We start from the raw sequence: 15,874 nt of genomic DNA, 5'->3' as shown, positions 1-15,874 counted from the left end.
GTCAGGGGTCGAAGCCGATGACGGCGATCGACGTCAGCATGAGGAAGCGCGACTCCGCTTCCCGGAGGGACGGCAGGAACGTCCCGGGGTCCTGGAGCGCCAGTTCCTTCAGCAGCTCGACCGCCTCTCCGGCGGCTTCGACGGCTCCCGACCGGTCCTGGAGGCCGAGTCGCCGCTCGCGGAGCACGCGCACGGCGAGGGCGAGCCCCGGCAGATGGTGCCTGCGGTCGTAGCGCACGTTCCTCCGGCTCACCCCTACGGCCTCCTCCGCGGCGGCGAGGGAGTCGCGCGGCCGGCGCGCCTCGGTCAGCCGGTTGGCGAGGGTGATGAGGGCCATCATCAGGAGCCCGCCGTGCAGGACGGGGTCGGCCGCCTCGCACTGCCGTGCGAGGGACACCGCGGCGTGCGCCGTCTCCAGGGCGTCGCCCGTCGCGCCGACGCGTGCCTGGTTGATGGCGAGGTTGTTCAGTGCGAGGGCCAGTTCGGACACCCACGCCACGTCGTTGACCTGGGCGAAGTGCCGGACGGTGGGCAGGACTTCTTCCGCCAGCGCGATCGCCTCACGGTTTCGTCCGAGAAGGGCGTAGCCGACGGACAGGTTGAGGAAGGCCTTGCAGCGCTCGACGGTGAGTGCCCCCGGGTCCGCCTCGGCGAGGGCACGGTAGAGGCGGACGGCCTCCTCGCCGTGGGACACGCTCCGCTCCCTGTCGCCCGCGGTCTGCCACATCAGCCCCGAGGCGCTCAGGGCGTGCGCCAGGTCCTCGCGCCACTGCCGCAGGTCGTTCTGCGGCAGGAGCCGGAAGGAGGCCGTGGCCTCGTCGGCGCAGCGGGCGGCATCGGCGGGTCCCCTGCGGGCCAGCAGGACGGTGGACATCTTGCGCAACGTGACCGCCAGGCCCCTGCGATGTGCCACCGGGTCCTCATCGGCGAGCTCTTCGTAGAGGGCGCGGGCCTCGCGTATCTGGTGCAGCACCGGATCGCTCCGCATCCCCTCGGATCCGGCGGATGCGCTCTCGTCGCCCAGACCCGACCGAGCGACCGCGAGATCCGCCAGGGCGGTGGCGAGCCCGCTGCCGTGGCGGGCCCGGTCGACCCGCGCCAGATGGCGCCACGCGGGCAGGGCGTCCCGCTGGGCGACCACCGCCTCGCGGTGCATGCCCGCGTGGTGCAGCCGGGCGGCGAGGTCGTCCCTGACCGTCGCGTGGGCGAGGGGGTCCTGCGTCCGTGAGAGCCGGTGGTGCGCGAGGCGGTAGGTCAGGGTGGCCATCCCCGCGTCCAGCTCCGGATGCGAGCCCACGGGAAAGCGCGCGGCGACCTCTTCCAGCACCCTGGCGTCCACGGCGGGCGCGTCCGCCAGCGCGGCGAGCGCCGCTCCGCCCGCCGCGACGGCGAGACCGGGGTCGTCGGACAGGAGGCCGTTCAGGAGGTCCGCCACGTGCTGCCAGCGGCCCGGACCCGCGGCCGAGGCGAGCACGGTGATCAGGCGCGGGGTCCAGCGCGGGACGGCCCCGCCGTCCGAGCTGCCGTGGTCGAGCAGTGCCGTGACCGTACGAGGTGCCCACGAGCGGACCGGGTACTCGCCGGTGTGACCGGGCAGCGTGAGCGCGACGAAGTCCTCCGCGAGCCGGTCCGGGTAGAGCGGTTCGAGGACCGTGCCGGCGCCGCCGTCCAGCGGCGGGTAGCAGAACGCGTGGTCCCGCAGGACTCCGTCGATCCGGGGAAGGGACTGGGCCCGCAGGGCCGCGTCGCCCAGCGCGTGCGGCACCGTCCCGGTCAGGCAGGCGGTGAACACCGCCCGGTTCATCACCTCGGGCTCCGTGGCGTAGCCGCTCCCGTCGTCGCCCGTCGGTGGTCCCTCCCGGTTCCCGGCGGCGTACAGGCGGTGCCAGTGCAGGTGTTCCCGGTCCAGGAGGTAGGCGGTGAGTCCGGCGAGTCCCGCCGGGGCGGACGCGCCCCGGGCGTGGGCGTCGACGGCCACGAGGGCGGCGACGTGCAGGGCGAGGGGCAGCCCGAGGTCATCGCCGTCGAGCGAGTCCGAGGGGCTGAGTTCCTCGGTGCTCCGGGAGCCGTACAGGGTCCGGAAGGCGGCGACCGCCGTGCGGAACATGAGGGTGCGTTCGATGTCGCCGTCCAGCGGGGGAAGGCGCCGAAGGGACGTACGGGCCTGGTGCGCGTCGGTGAGCGCCCGCACCGCGGGCCAGGCGTGGTCGGTGCGGGCGATCATCAGGACGCGCGCCCGGACCTCCTCCTTGTGGAGCATCACGTTCTTCAGCAGCCACGTCAGACTCTCCATGCTCCAGCGGTCGGCGTAGTCGACGATCAGCAGGAGCTTGCCCCCGTCGGCGACGCGGAGGTCCTGGCTGCCTGGGGGGACGGGGTCCGCGTCGGGTCCGTGGAAGGCGACGGCCGGCGTCCAGCCCTCTTCCTCGGACCTCCTCGCGAGCTCGCCGGCGAGCCGGGTCTTGCCCTGTCCGCCCGGTGCGTACAGCCAGCGCACCGCGAGCCGGGCGTCACCGTCGCGCCAGGACACCAGATCGTCGAGTTCCTCCTCGCGCAGGACGAAGGGGACCACGGAGCGGCGGGCGTTGAGCATCCTGCTGGGAAGCTCGCGCAGCCACTGCGGATCCGTGGACGGTGCCGGCCGCCACCGCGCGAGCAGGTAGACGGGAACCCCCGTGGCGGTCACATGGAGGTCGGCGCCCATCACCCCGTAGGCGAACCCGTTGACCGCGGTGACGTGCTGGGTGAACCGGGGGAATCCGACGGGGCCGTCGGCGTCCGCTGTCACCTCACGCCCCGGGGCCCTCGTCCGGGGGCGGGGCGGCAGGAGGGTGGTGGTGGACGACGACGTTCCCGTTCAGCGCGCCGTAGGCGTGCCCCGCGCCGTGAGCGGTGATGTTCTGCACCGGCGCCTGTTCGGGACGCGGCAGTCCGGCGCGGGCCCGGGCGATCAGTCCTCGGAGTTCCTCCGCCGCCTCGGGATGCCGCCGGAGCAGGTCCTCCAGCTCTCCCTGCCAGAGCGGGATGATCCGTTCGCGTGCGACGACCGCGTCGGGCGCCCCGGCCACGCGGGCGGCCGTGGAGTCCAGTTGCTCCTCGATCGACGTCTCGGTCTGCCCTTCCTGACGGCGGAACAGGCGCACGACCGCCTCACGCGTCCCGCCCCAGGCGCTGGTGGCCATGGCGGCCACCACCGCCGTCGCGCCCGACATGGCGAGCTCGGTGATCGGTTCCAGCAACGTGCCTCCCCCGTAGCTCCCCGGCGCGGAGCGGGGAAGCCTCATGACGCGTACAAGCGTCCCCCGTCTCCTTCCCCCCACCATGCGGGTGACACCTGTGCCGGCGCCGGCGCACCGGGCTCCGCGACGGTCGGCACGGGCAGCGGCGGGTTCAGGAGGTGAGCGCCGGGATGATCTCGGAGCCGTACGCGTCGATGGTGCCCTCGCGGTTGTCGTGCATGTCGTAGACGGCGAACTGGTCGACGCCGAGGTCCTTGAGGTGGCGGAGTCTGGCGATGTGGGACTCCGCGGGGCCGAGGAGGCAGAAGCGGTCGACGATCTCGTCCGGGACGAAGGCGGTGTCGGGGTTGTCGGCGCGGCCGTGGTGGGAGTAGTCGTAGCCCTGCCGGTCCTTGATGTACGCCGTCAGCTCCTCGGGGACCATCGACGAGTGCTCGCCGTACTTGGCGACCAGGTCGGCGACGTGGTTGCCCACCATGCCGCCGAACCAGCGGCACTGGTCGCGGGCGTGGGCCAGGGCCTCGGGCGAGTCGTCGGCCGTGACGTACGCGGGGGCGGCGACGCAGACGGTGAGCGCGTCCGGGTCGCGGCCTGCGTCGGTGGCGGCCTGCCGGACGGCCTTGACCATCCCCTCGGTGAGGAAGGGGTCGGCGAGCTGGAGGATGAAGCCGTCGGCCTTCTGACCGGCGAGCGCGAGGGCCCTGGGGCCGTACGCCGCCATCCAGACGGGCAGCTTGCCGTTCTTCACCCACGGGATCCGGATCGGGTTGCCGTCGACCTCCACCTCACGGCCCTCCGCGAGGTCGCGGATGACGTCGATGGCCTCGCCGAGGCGCGCGAGGGTGTTCGGCTTGCGGCCGGCGACGCGCATCGCGGAGTCGCCGCGGCCGATGCCGCAGACGGTCCGGTTGCCGTACATGTCGTTGAGGGTGGCGAAGGTGGAGGCGGTCACCTCCCAGGTGCGGGTTCCGGGGTTGGTGACCATGGGGCCCACGTGGAGCTTGGTGGTGTGGGCGAGGATCTGGCTGTAGATGACGAAGGGTTCCTGCCACAGTACGGCGGAGTCGAAGGTCCAGCCGTAGCGGAAGCCGTTGCGCTCCGCCCGGCGCATCAGGCCGACGACCTGCGAGGCGGGCGGGTCGGTCTGCAGGACGAGTCCGAAGTCCACGGGGCGGTCTCCTAGTTCAGGTACTGGCAGGTGGAACGGGGTACGAAGCTGCCGTGTCCGGCGCGGCCGACGTAGGCGCGCCGGTCGATGACGGGTTCGCCGCGCGACAGGACGCTCTCGACCTGCCCGGTGACCGTCCTCCCCTCGTACGCGGAGTAGTCGACGTTCATGTGGTGGGTGGTCGCGGAGAGGGTCTGGCGGGCGTGCGGGTCGTAGATGACGACGTCCGCGTCCGCGCCGGGCGCGAGGGTCCCCTTCTGCGGATAGAGGCCGAACATGCGGGCCGGGGTGGCGCAGGCGATCTCGATCCAGCGGCGCCGGGAGATGTGCCCGTCGACGACGGCCTGGTGGAGGAGGTCCATGCGGTTCTCGACGCCCGGCAGACCGTTGGGGATCTTGGAGAAGTCGCCGAGGCCGAGCTCCTTCTGCCCCTTGAAGCAGAACGGGCAGTGGTCCGTCGACACCACCTGGAGGTCGTTCGTGCGCAGCCCCCGCCAGAGCGCCTCCTGGTGCTCCTTGGGCCGCAGCGGCGTCGAGCAGACGTACTTGGCGCCCTCGAAGCCGGGCTCGGCGAGGTTGTCCGTGGACAGGAACAGGTACTGCGGGCAGGTCTCGCCGAAGACCGGCAGGCCCTTGTCGCGGGCGGCCGCCAGCTCGGCGACGGCCTCCTCCGCGGAGACGTGGACGACGTAGAGCGGGCTTCCGGCGACCCGGGCGAGCTGGATCGCCCGGTGCGTCGCCTCCGCCTCCAGGAGCGCCTTGCGGACCTCCCCGTGATAGCGCGGGTCGGTCTCGCCGCGGGCGAGGGCCTGCTCGACGAGGACGTCGATCGCGATGCCGTTCTCCGCGTGCATCATGATCAGTCCGCCGTTGGCGGAGGCGCGCTGCATGGCCCGCAGGATCTTCCCGTCGTCGCTGTAGAAGACGCCGGGGTAGGCCATGAACAGCTTGAAGGAGGTGATGCCCTCCTGGACCAGCTTGTCCATCTCCTTGAGGGAGTGCTCGTCGACGTCGGAGAGGATCATGTGGAAGGCGTAGTCGATCGCGCAGACGCCGTCGGCCTTGGCGTACCAGGTGTCCAGCCCTGCGCGCAGGGAGTGGCCGACGCTCTGTACGGCGAAGTCGACGATGGTGGTGGTGCCGCCCCAGGCGGCGGCGCGGGTGCCGGTCTCGAAGGTGTCCGAGGCGGAGGTGCCGCCGAACGGCAGCTCCATGTGGGTGTGGGCGTCGACGCCGCCGGGGATGACGTAGCGGTCGGTGGCGTCGATGGTCCGCGCGGCGGTCCACCCGGCGGCGATGTCGGAGCCGTGGGCGGCGAGGGCGGCGATCCGGCCGTCCTCGATGAGCACGTCGGCGTGGAGCTCGTCGGCGGCGGTGATCACCAGACCGCCCCGGATGAGAGTACGGGTGCTGCTCACGGACTTCTCCCCTGCGAACTGGACGGGTGCGGTCTGGTGTGGGCGGGCGGGACGGGGCTCGGGCCGGCGGGCCGCCGGCACTGGCGGACTAGACCGACCGCAGGGCCTGTTCGAGGATGGCCGCGCCCTCCTCGGCCTCGGCGACGGTGAGCGAGAGCGGGGGCGCGACGCGCAGGGCGCTGGTCGAGTGGCCGCCGCCCTTGCCGATGAGCAGGCCGCCGGCGCGGGCGGCCTCCAGGACGGCCCCGGCGGTGTCGGGGGCGGCGCGGTCGGTGCCGGGCTCGGTGAGTTCGATGCCGATCATCAGGCCGCGGCCGCGGACCTCCCGTACGGACGCGGCGCCCGCGGCGGCGGCGCGCAGCCGTTCGATGAGGAGGCCGCCGACCCGGCGGGCGTTGCCCTGGAGGTCGTGTTCGAGGAGGTACGTGAGGTTGGCGAGGCCCGCGGCCATGGTGACGGGCGAGCCGCCGAAGGTGGAGATGGAGTTGGCGTCGAGGCAGTTCATGATCTCGGCGCGGGCGACGACCCCGCCGATGGACATGCCGTTGCCGATGCCCTTGGCGAAGGTGAGGATGTCGGGCGGTCCGGCCTGGCCGTGCGCCTGCCAGCCCCAGAAGTGCTCGCCGGTGCGGCCCCAGCCGGTCTGCACCTCGTCGGCGATCCAGAGGATCCCGTGCCGGTCGAGGACGCGCCGGAAGGCGGCGTAGAGGCCGTCGGGCGGGGAGGTGAAGCCGCCGACGCCCTGGATGGGTTCGGCGATGAGGGCGGCGACGTCCCGGGTGTGGCCGAGGAGGTCTTCCAGGTCGGCGACGCAGGCGTCGATGAACCGCTCGTCGGTGTACTCGGCGTAGGGGCCGCGGTTGCGGACGCCGCCGTGCACGTACAGGGTCTGCAGCGGGGAGAGGCCGGTGGGCGACCAGGAGCGGTTGCCGGTGATGCCGACGGTCGAGAAGGAGCGCCCGTGGTAGCTGTTGCGCATCGCCAGGATCTGAGGGGAACGGCGGTAGGTGGTGGCGAGGAGCAGGGCGGTGTCGTTGGCCTCGGTGCCGGAGGTGGTGAAGAAGACGCGGGCGTCGGGGATGCCGGAGAGAGCGGCGATCCGTTCGGCGAGCTCCACCATGGGGCGGTTGAGGTAGAGGGTGGAGGAGTGGATGATCCGCCCGGCCTGTTCGGCGACGGCCTTGGTGACCTCGGGGAGGGCGTGCGCGGTCATCGTGGTGAGGATGCCGCCGAAGAAGTCGAGGTAGCGGTTGCCGTCTGCGTCCCAGACGTGGCGGCCCTCGCCGTGGGTGAGTTCGATGGGGTCGCGGTAGTAGAGGGCGACCCAGTCGGGGATGACGGCGCGGTGGCGCGCGTAGAGGCCGCTCACGGCTGCACCAGCCCGTCGTAGGCGTCGGGACGGCGGTCCCGGTAGAAGGCCCACTGCCGGCGGACCTCCTCGATGAGGCCGAAGTCGAGGTCGCGGACGACGAGTTCCTCGCCCTTGTCCGAGGCGACGTCGCCGACGAACCGGCCGCGCGGGTCGACGAAGTAGCTGGTGCCGTAGAAGTCGTTGTCGCCGTACTCCTCCTGGCCGACGCGGTTGATGGCGGCGACGAAGTACTCGTTGGCGACGGCGGCGGCGGGCTGTTCGAGCTGCCAGAGGTAGGCGGAGAGGCCGCGCGAGGTGGCGGACGGGTTGTACACCAGCTGGGCGCCGTTCAGGCCGAGTTGGCGCCAGCCCTCCGGGAAGTGCCGGTCGTAGCAGATGTAGACGCCGACCTTGCCGACGGCGGTGTCGAAGACGGGCCAGCCGGCGTTGCCCGGGCGGAAGTAGTACTTCTCCCAGAAGCCCTTGACCTGCGGGATGTGGTGCTTGCGGTACTTGCCGAGGTAGCTGCCGTCGGCGTCGATGACGGCGGCGGTGTTGTAGTAGAACCCGGCGTCCTCGACCTCGAAGACGGGGACGACGATCACCATCCCGGTCTCCCGGGCGAGCTGCTGCATCCTGCGCACGGTCGGCCCGTCGGGCACGGGCTCGGCCCAGCGGTAGTGCTCGGGCTCCTGCACCTGGCAGAAGTACGGGGCGTTGAACACCTCCTGGAACCCGATGACCTTCGCCCCCTGCCGGGCCGCCTCGCGGGCGTGTTCCTCATGCTTGGCGATCATGGATTCGGTGTCGCCGGTCCAGGTCGCCTGGACGAGCGCGGCGCGTACGACGTCGGTCATGAGCTGCTCCTTCGGCACGGCGTCAGAGAGCCTCTACGCACGTAGACGCGGTGCGTAGGAGGAGAACGTAAGCCCCGTCACAGCCCGGAGCAAGACCACTGCCGCGAACCGGCCTAGTCGATCATGTTTCATACCCGAGTGGTCCACGTCGGACACGTACCGACACGTCCTCTTCGGCGCGATCGCGCCCATGTACGAGACTTTCCGGACCGGCCGGCGGGCACTCCGGGCGCCGCCGCCTCACGCCAGACCGGCGACCCGTAGCGCGTGCAGCAGGTCGCGCGCGCGGGACGGCGAGACGTCGCGGGCGGCGGAGAGCAGGCGGGGCGTGAGCGCGGCGGGGTCGAGGGCGGCCAGGCGGGCCGCGTCCTCCGGGGTGCGGGCGCGGACGAACGCGGTGAGCAGGGCCCGCGCCTCCGGCTCGTGGCCCTCGGCGGACAGGACGGCGCAGGCGTCGGCCAGTTCCGCCACGGGGCGGGCGACGCCCTGGCGGAGGAGCTGGTCGCGGTCGTGGGGGCGGCCCGCGTCGGCGAGGGCCCCCGCGACGGCGGCCAGCCGGGCCGGGGGCAGCGAGGCGGCCTCCCACAGCAGGGTGGCCCAGTCGGCGTCCAGACCGGCGCGGTGGAGCTCGGCCGCCAGGACCGGCAGCCAGGCGGGCGGCCCGGCCAGCGCCTCGCACAGCAGCCCGTGCGCGTCACCGCCCCGCCCCTGGGCGCGCAGCCGCCGCAGGGCGTAGACGGCGTTCCCCGCGGCGCGGGCCGCCTGCCCGGGGTCGACGACCGGCGCGGGCGCGGGCACCGGGGCGGCGGCCGTCGCCCCGCCGAACCGCGCACCGCGCGGGGCCGCGCCCCCCGCGGGCAGCTCGGGGACGGCGGACCGCACCGGACCGTCGACGGCGGCGGCATCGTCGCCGTCGCCGTCGCCGTCGAGCCACGCGTAGCGCGCGCCACGGGGGCGGCGCTTGGGCGCCGGCGCCGACGGGGACGGGGCTGCGGCCGGGGGCGAGTCCGGGGCCGCGGCCGGATCGCGGGTGGAGGCCGAGGCCGGTGCAGCGCCTGGGGCCAGGGTCGAGCCCGAGGCCGGGGCCGCGCCCGAGGCCGGTGCGACGCTCGCGTCCGCGCCCGAGGCCGGTGCGACGCTCGTGTCCGCGCCCGCAGCCACGCTTCCCCCCGCCCCCGCCCCCGCCGCCTCCGCCACCTCCGGCATCCGTGCCCTCCGCGCCCCCAGTTCCGCCGCCCGCGCCCGGGCGCGGTACAGGTCGTCGCGGGCCCAGGCCAGGGCGGGGCCGGGGGTGGCGGCCAGGTGCTGGAGGCGGGTCTCGGCCTCGGCGGCGGCCTCGTGCGCCCGGCGGTGGCGGGCGGCGAGGGACCGCGCCGCGTCCGGGGCGCGGTCGTGGGCGGCCGCCGCGGCCTCGTACAGGGCCCGGCCGCGGGCGGCCCGGGGTGCGCCGGGCGGCTCGCCGAGGTCCTGGAGCAGGGATGCGACGACGTCCCAGGGCGGGAGCTCCGTACCGTCGAAGCAGGCGCGCAGGCCTTCCGGGTCGCGGGCGGCGAAGACCCCGTACCAGCCCTCGCCCGGCCGGAGCCGGCCGGCGAGCTCGCTCAGCCAGCCGGCGAACGCGGCGAGCTCCACCGGAAGTTGATACACCGTCATACCACTGCCTTTCGGTCCCCGGCATTGGACCGCAGTCGTGTTACGGGACGGCTACGCAGAGTTTTCGGTCAGGCGCCCGGGAAGCTCACGACGATCCCGGTGTGGGGGCGCTTCCCGAGGCGGGCGACGGTCGCGGGCCAGTCGACGGCCCAGAACTGCCAGGTGTACTTGCGGGAGAGCAGCCGGCGCACGCGGCGCAGCTCCTCCCCCGTCACCAGCCGGGCCGTGCCCTCCACCCGGACGGCCCCCTCGGCGACGTTCCCGCGCACGTCACAGACGGCGGCCACGACCCGGGGGTCACGGCGCAGCCGCTTCACCTTCCAGGAGTCGGTGCGGGTCCAGGCGTACAGCCGGTCGCCGTCCACCGCGTACCAGACGGGGGTGGCGACCCCGGTGCCGTTCTTCCGGAAGGTGGTGAGGCTGACGTAGCGGCCGCGGCGCAGCTCGTCGGGGATCGTGTCGGGCGTCATGCCCGGGAGCCTACGCAGGGGTGCGGCCGGCGGCGCGGACCAGGGGCGCACGCCTGGCGGGGAGGAGCTTCTGACGCCGGTTCACGCGTCCACGATGGCCCGCGCCGACCGGCCGCGCACCCGCTGCCGGGCCACGGGACCGCCCGGGGCGGGGCGGTCAGCCCTTGGGCTGGATGGCGCTGAGGCCCCTGCGCAGGTCGTCCGGGTTCATGACCGGCGAGTAGTGGACCTTGGCGTCGAGCTTGATGAAGAACGGCTCCGAGATCATCGGCAGGTCGGAGGGGTCGATCAGGTCGAAGAAGAGGTACGCCGTCCGACAGCCGTCCTCGACGGTGAAGTAGGCGGCTTCGGGGCGCAGTTTCTGGAGTGCGGCCTCCATGGTCTCCTGGAGGGTGCCCGCCTTGATGGCCTCGTTGGAGGCCGGCGTGTCCATCTGAACCTTCAGCAGCATGCGCATGGCGCGGCCCTTTCCGACCGGGCGGAGGCTCCGTTCGCTACGCCCTCGGCACACCCGGACGCTCGCTTCCAGCGTCCCCCCTCCGGCGCGGCGGGTCCACTCGGGACCGCGCCGCGCCGGAGGGGCTACACGGGGGCGAGGGCGCAGCGGATCACGAGCTCGTCCATCGACAGGCCGAGCACCCCGGCGAGGGCGGCGACGGTGAAGAAGGCGGGGGTCGGTGCCCGGCCGGTCTCGATCTTCCGGAGGGTCTCGGCGGAGAGGCCGGCCGCCGCGGCGATCTCGGCCATCGAGCGCCCGCCACGGGCGTCGCGCAGCAGCGCGCCGAGGCGTTCGCCGCGTTCGCGCTCTTCTGGGGTGAGGGGGGTGCGCACCATGTCACCCATTCTAATACCGGTATAGTAATTGGCATGATGGAGATCAAGACGGATGCGACCCTGTTGGCGATGCGCGAGGCGGGCCGGGTGGTCGCCCAGGCCCTCGCGGCCGTACGGGAGAAGGCCGCGCCCGGCGTGACGCCCGCCGAACTGGACCGGGTGGCCCGGGAGGTGCTGGCCGGGGCCGGGGCGGGATCGCCGTTCCTGGACTACCACCCGGAGTGGGCCCCGGTGCCCTTCCCGGCGGTGGTCTGCCTCTCGGTGAACGACGCGATCGTGCACGGGATCCCGGACGGCACGCCGCTCGCCGACGGCGACCTGGTCAGCGCGGACTGCGGAGCCGTCCTGGGCGGCTGGGTCGGGGACGCCGCCGTCAGCTTCACGGTCGGCCGGGCCCGCCCCGAGGACACCCGGCTCGTCGACACGGCGTACGAGGCGCTGGAGGCGGGGATCGGGGCGGCGACGGTCGGCAACCGGGTCGGCGACATCGCGCACGCGATCGGCCGGGTCTGCCGCCGCGCCGGATACGGCATCCCCGACGGCCTCGGCGGCCACGGCGTGGGCCGCACGATGCACGAGGAACCGGGCATCCCCAACGAGGGACGCCCGGGCCGGGGTGTGCCGCTGCGGCACGGCATGGTGATCGCGATCGAACCGATGCTCGTCGGCGGCGGCCGCGACGCCCACTACACGGCGCGCGACGGCTGGACCATCCGCACCCTCGACGGCTCCCGCGCGGCCCACACCGAACACACCGTGGCGATCACGGACGAGGGACCGCGCATCCTGACGGCGCTGTGAGGGCGCGGGTGCGCGTCCTCACGGCGCCGTGAGCCCGAGGGCCGGACCCCGCCCGCGCGGGGGCGCACTCAGGGCGCCGGCCGGACCACCATCGCCGAGCCGCCGCCCCTGCGGACGGGCTCCGCGGCGGCGAGCCAGCGGCCGTCCGGCAGGCGCTGGACACCGGTGGCGGCGCCGATCTCCGGGTTCTGGCGGAAGCCGTGGCCGATCGCTTCGAGTGCGGCGCGGAGCGGGCTGTCCCACAGCCCGGGTTCGAGCTCGGTGGTGGCCTGGTTGCGCTGGCTGGCCCGGGGCGCGGCGATGGCGTCGACCAGCGGCAGGCCCCGGTCCACGACCCCGGTGAGGGTCTGCAGGACGGTGGTGATGATGGTCGCGCCGCCCGGCGAGCCCAGCGCGAGGACCGGCCGGCCCGTCTTGTCGAGCACGATCGTCGGCGAGATGGAGGACCGCGGACGCTTGCCCGGGCCGGGCAGGTTGGGGTCGTGGACGGCCGGGTTCGCCGGGGCGAAGGAGAAGTCGGTCAGCTCGTTGTTGAGGAGGAAGCCGCGGCCGGGGACGGTGATGCCGCTGCCTCCGGTGGACTCGATGGTGAGCGTGTAGGCGACGACGTTGCCCCACTTGTCGGCGACCGTGAGATGGGTGGTGTTCTCGCCCTCGTAGGGCGTCGGTGCGGCCGTCCCGCCGCTCGCGCAGGCCGCCGGGTGACGCGGGTCGCCGGGTGCGAGCGGGCTGGTCAGGGCGGCGTCGTCGCGGATCAGGCAGGCCCGGGAGTCGGCGAACCGCTGGGAGAGCAGCGCGCGGGCCGGGACGTCCTCGAAGGCCGGGTCGCCGACCCAGCGGCCCCGGTCGGCGAAGGCGATCCGGCTGGCCTCGATGAAGCGGTGCAGGTAACGGGCCTGCGAGGCGCGGGAGAGGTCGGCGCCCTCCAGGATGTTGAGGGCCTCGCCGACGGTGGTGCCGCCGGAGGAGGAGGGCGCCATGGAGTAGACGTCGAGACCGCGGTAGGACACCTTCGTGGGCTCGCGCAGGATCGTCCCGTACCCGGCGAGGTCCCGTTCCGTCAGGTCGCCGGAGCGCACCACACGGGTGGCGTCCGGGCGGACCGGCGGGCGCTGGACGGTGTTCACGATGTCGCGGGCGAGCGGGCCCCGGTAGAGCGCGCCGACGCCCTCTCGGCCCAGCTTCGCGTACGTCCGCGCCAGGTCGGGGTTCTTGAACGTCGCGCCGACGACGGGCAACTGCCCCCCGGGCAGGAAGAGTTCGGAGGTGGCGGGGAAGTCGCGGAAGCGGGCCTCGTTCGCGGCGGTCTGGGCGCGGAAGGTCGCGTCCACGGTGAAGCCGTCGCGGGCGAGCCGCTCGGCGGGTTCGAGGAGCCGGCGCAGCGGCTTGCTGCCCCACTCGTCGAGCACGGTGTCCCAGGTGGCGGGGGTGCCGGGGGTGCCGACGCCGCGGCCGCTGGTCTGGCCCTCCTCGAAGGGGATGGGCTTGCCGTTCTCCACGAAGAGTCCGGCGTCGGCGGAGCGGGGCGCGGTCTCGCGCCCGTCGACGGTGTGGACCGTACGGGTCTTGGCGTCGTAGTAGACGAAGTAGCCGCCTCCGCCGATGCCGGCCGAGTACGGCTCGGTGACGCCGAGCGCCGCGGCGACGGCGACGGCGGCGTCCACCGCGTTGCCGCCCTTGCGCAGTACCTCGATGCCGGCGGCCGACGCGTCCGCGTCGACGCTGGACACGGCCCCGCCCCAGCCGCTGGCGACGGGCACCTTGGCGGACGGCGGCGGGGCCTCCGCCGTCGGCGGGGCGGCCGCCCCCACCGAGAGGACCGTCGCGGCGACGGTGAGGACCGCCAGGTTCCGTGCGGTGGAACGCCGCATTCGAGACTGCATCCGTACCTCCAGTCAACGCCCGTCCGCGCAGCGTAACTTCTGCCCGTGCTCCCCGTCAGGAGCGCGTCCGGGCCGCAACAGGACTGTCACGCGGACGCCACTCGAACAACAGCCCGCTCCCCCGCTACCATGCGCGCCCATGAACGAAGACCTGCGCAACATCGTGCTGGGCGTGCTCGCCACCGGGGTCAGCGGCTCCTTCGGCTGGCTGACCCGCACCTATCTGTGGCGGCGGCGGCTCCGCCGGAAGCAGGCGTTCTTCGGACTGCCCCACCACTCGGAGTGCCTGCTCGTCGTCAACCGGGAGGCCGGCAACGACGGCGCGGTGCACCGCTTCGACGTCTCGGCGCTGCTCGAACTCGCCGCGCTGATCAAGGACTGCGGGGCGCACGCGCAGATCGTCCAGCACGATCTGGCCCAGCTCGGCTTCGGTGACCGCACGGAGTTCTGCGTCGGCGGTCCGGGCTCGAACCGGCGGATGGCGGCGCACCTCTCGTCCCTTCTGCCGGGTCTGGCGATGAGCGTGGAGCGGGAGCCGGTGGCGGAGCGGGGGGCGATACAAATCGGCGAGGACCGCTACCTCATGGAGCCGGGTGTCTGCGAGTACGTCCTGCTCGCCCGGGTCACCGCGGGCGAGGGCGGCCGCCCGGTCTTCCTCTTCTGCGGCCAGCGGGCGATCACCAACCAGGCGGCCACCCGCTATCTGGCCCGGCACCACGAACGGCTCGCCCGCTCCCATCGGGGCGGCAGCTTCGTCCTGCTCCTGAAGGTGGTCAACTCGCAGGCGTACGGCCCCGACGTCGTCGAGCTGGTGGCCGACGTGACCCGGCGGGCGCTGACGCCTAGCGCCGCCAGTCCACCCGTACCGGCAGCGACTTGATCCCGTTGATGAAGTGGGAGACCAGGCGCCGGGGCGGCCCGGCGGTCTCCAGGTCCGCGCAGGAGTCCCGGATCTCCTCGTGCAGCACGCGCAGTTGGAGCCGGGCGAAGTGGGCTCCGAGGCAGACGTGCGGGCCGTCGCCGAAGGCGAGCTGCGGATTCGGCGCACGGGTGAGGTCGAGGCGGTGGGGGTCGGCGAAGACGCGCTCGTCGAAGTTGGCGGAGGCGTGGAAGACGACGACCTTGTCCCCGGCGCCGATCGGCACGCCGGCGAGCTCGGTGTCGCGGGCGGCGGTGCGCCGGATGTGCAGCACGGGCGGGTGGACGCGCAGGAGTTCGCCGACGGCCGTGTCGACGTCCCGTTCGCCGTCCCAGAGCCGGCGCCGTTCGTCGGGGTGTCCGGCGAGCGCGAGCACTCCGCCGGGGGCGGCGCTGCGGACGGTGTCGTTGCCCGCGACGGTGAGCAGGAAGAAGAACATCTCCAGTTCGGCGTCCTGGAGTTCGGAGTGCGCGAGCACGGTCATGACGTCGTCGGCGGGGTGGGCGCGCTTGTGCGCGGCGAGGTCCTGGGCGTAGCCGAACATCTCGGCGAGCATGGCCGGTGAGCGGGGGTTGACCGGGCGTCCCCCGGCGTCCAGGACGGGCGGCTCGTCGGGGTCCTGGTAGGCGATGACCCGCTCGGTCCAGGTGTGCAGCAGGCCGCGGTCGTCCGGTGGCACGCCGAGGATGTCGGTGAGGTTGAGCAGGGCGTAGTCGTCCGTGACGGCCCGTACGAGATCGGTCTCGCCCCCCGCCTCCCGCGCGTCGCGGAGCAGCCGGCGGGCCCGCAGCCGCGCGGTGTCGGCGAAGCGCTCGATCCGTCCCGGGGTGAAGGCGCGGCTGACGAGACGCCTCAACCGCCCGTGGTGAGGCGGGTCCTGATTGAGCATCATGCGCCGGATGAACGGCAGGTCGGCCGGGTCGGGGTCGCGGATCTGGGTGGCGCCGAGGTGCGAGGACCAGGTGCCGGGGTCCTTCAGGACGCGCAGGACGTCGGCGTGCCGGGTCACGGCCCAGAACCCGGGGCCCGCGGGCCAGCCGAGCACCTCGTACTCGTCCTGGCGGGCGACCGGGTGGTGGTCGCGGAGGACGCGGAACCGGTCGTGCGGGATGCCCGCGGCGTACAGGCGCGGGTCGAAGACGTCGGGCACGCCGGGAACGTGGAACGCCTCGGGCTCTTCGCGTACGTCGCTCGCGTCGCTCAACGGCCCTCCCGTAGGGGTGAAGACGTCACCATCATGACAGGTCAGCGGCGCTATTCGTAGGACGGAACGCACAGTTC

The 15,874-nt window shown here is 73.6% G+C and carries 14 protein-coding genes; 2 read left to right on the top strand and 12 right to left on the bottom strand.

Annotated elements, in window-relative coordinates:
• Position 1: 1 nt before the first annotated feature.
• From OG309_RS30520 to OG309_RS30475, 10 genes are all read right to left on the bottom strand, one after another.
• Positions 2-2,788: a hypothetical protein gene (locus OG309_RS30520; RefSeq protein WP_329425730.1), complete on the bottom strand. Its 2,787-nt coding sequence runs from the start codon at positions 2,786-2,788 to the stop codon at positions 2-4.
• A gap of 1 nt (position 2,789) precedes the next feature.
• Positions 2,790-3,239: a hypothetical protein gene (locus OG309_RS30515; protein WP_329425728.1), complete on the bottom strand. Its 450-nt coding sequence runs from the start codon at positions 3,237-3,239 to the stop codon at positions 2,790-2,792.
• 151 nt (positions 3,240-3,390) lie between these two features.
• Entirely contained in the window at positions 3,391-4,407 is a 1,017-nt protein-coding gene (locus OG309_RS30510) for a TIGR03842 family LLM class F420-dependent oxidoreductase (RefSeq protein ID WP_329425726.1), read from the bottom strand.
• Positions 4,408-4,418: 11 nt separating this feature from the next.
• Positions 4,419-5,825: a dihydropyrimidinase gene (hydA, locus tag OG309_RS30505; RefSeq protein WP_329425725.1), complete on the bottom strand. Its 1,407-nt coding sequence runs from the start codon at positions 5,823-5,825 to the stop codon at positions 4,419-4,421.
• An 88-nt stretch (positions 5,826-5,913) separates the two neighbouring features.
• Entirely contained in the window at positions 5,914-7,194 is a 1,281-nt protein-coding gene (locus OG309_RS30500; RefSeq protein WP_329425723.1) for an aspartate aminotransferase family protein, read from the bottom strand.
• Positions 7,191-8,033, bottom strand: coding sequence for a nitrilase-related carbon-nitrogen hydrolase (locus tag OG309_RS30495; RefSeq protein ID WP_329425721.1), 843 nt, complete (start codon positions 8,031-8,033; stop codon positions 7,191-7,193). Before OG309_RS30495 ends, OG309_RS30500 begins: the two co-directional genes overlap by 4 nt.
• Before the next feature lie 240 nt (positions 8,034-8,273).
• Positions 8,274-9,686, bottom strand: a complete 1,413-nt coding sequence (locus tag OG309_RS30490; protein WP_329425719.1) for a UL36 very large tegument protein — start codon at positions 9,684-9,686, stop codon at positions 8,274-8,276.
• 68 nt (positions 9,687-9,754) lie between these two features.
• A complete protein-coding gene (locus OG309_RS30485) occupies positions 9,755-10,156 on the bottom strand; it encodes a PPOX class F420-dependent oxidoreductase (RefSeq protein WP_329425717.1) in 402 nt (133 codons plus the stop codon).
• Between the two features lie 157 nt (positions 10,157-10,313).
• Complete coding sequence (locus tag OG309_RS30480) at positions 10,314-10,613, bottom strand: hypothetical protein (RefSeq protein WP_329425715.1); 300 nt, start codon at positions 10,611-10,613, stop codon at positions 10,314-10,316.
• A 125-nt stretch (positions 10,614-10,738) separates the two neighbouring features.
• Positions 10,739-10,990 (bottom strand): helix-turn-helix domain-containing protein, encoded by a 252-nt coding sequence (locus OG309_RS30475; RefSeq protein ID WP_329425713.1) that lies wholly within the window; start codon positions 10,988-10,990, stop codon positions 10,739-10,741.
• A 33-nt stretch (positions 10,991-11,023) separates the two neighbouring features.
• Here OG309_RS30475 and map point away from each other — a divergent pair, with 33 nt between their 5' ends.
• Positions 11,024-11,791, top strand: a complete 768-nt coding sequence (gene map / locus OG309_RS30470; protein WP_329425711.1) for a type I methionyl aminopeptidase — start codon at positions 11,024-11,026, stop codon at positions 11,789-11,791.
• 68 nt (positions 11,792-11,859) lie between these two features.
• Here the strand turns inward: map and ggt are convergent, their stop codons facing one another.
• Positions 11,860-13,662, bottom strand: a complete 1,803-nt coding sequence (gene ggt / locus OG309_RS30465) for a gamma-glutamyltransferase (protein WP_329428618.1) — start codon at positions 13,660-13,662, stop codon at positions 11,860-11,862.
• A 151-nt stretch (positions 13,663-13,813) separates the two neighbouring features.
• On the opposite strand from ggt, the gene OG309_RS30460 reads away from it, so the two are divergent.
• Positions 13,814-14,554: a hypothetical protein gene (locus tag OG309_RS30460; protein WP_329425709.1), complete on the top strand. Its 741-nt coding sequence runs from the start codon at positions 13,814-13,816 to the stop codon at positions 14,552-14,554.
• On the opposite strand, the gene OG309_RS30455 is transcribed toward OG309_RS30460, so the two are convergent.
• Entirely contained in the window at positions 14,517-15,797 is a 1,281-nt protein-coding gene (locus tag OG309_RS30455; RefSeq protein WP_443067601.1) for a cytochrome P450, read from the bottom strand. The two genes, OG309_RS30460 and OG309_RS30455, sit on opposite strands and share 38 nt — an antisense overlap.
• Between the last annotated feature and the right edge of the window lie 77 nt (positions 15,798-15,874).

The organism is Streptomyces sp. NBC_01268 (genome assembly GCF_036240795.1).
Lineage (GTDB): Bacteria > Actinomycetota > Actinomycetes > Streptomycetales > Streptomycetaceae > Streptomyces.
This window is presented reverse-complemented; position numbering and strand designations above follow the sequence as displayed.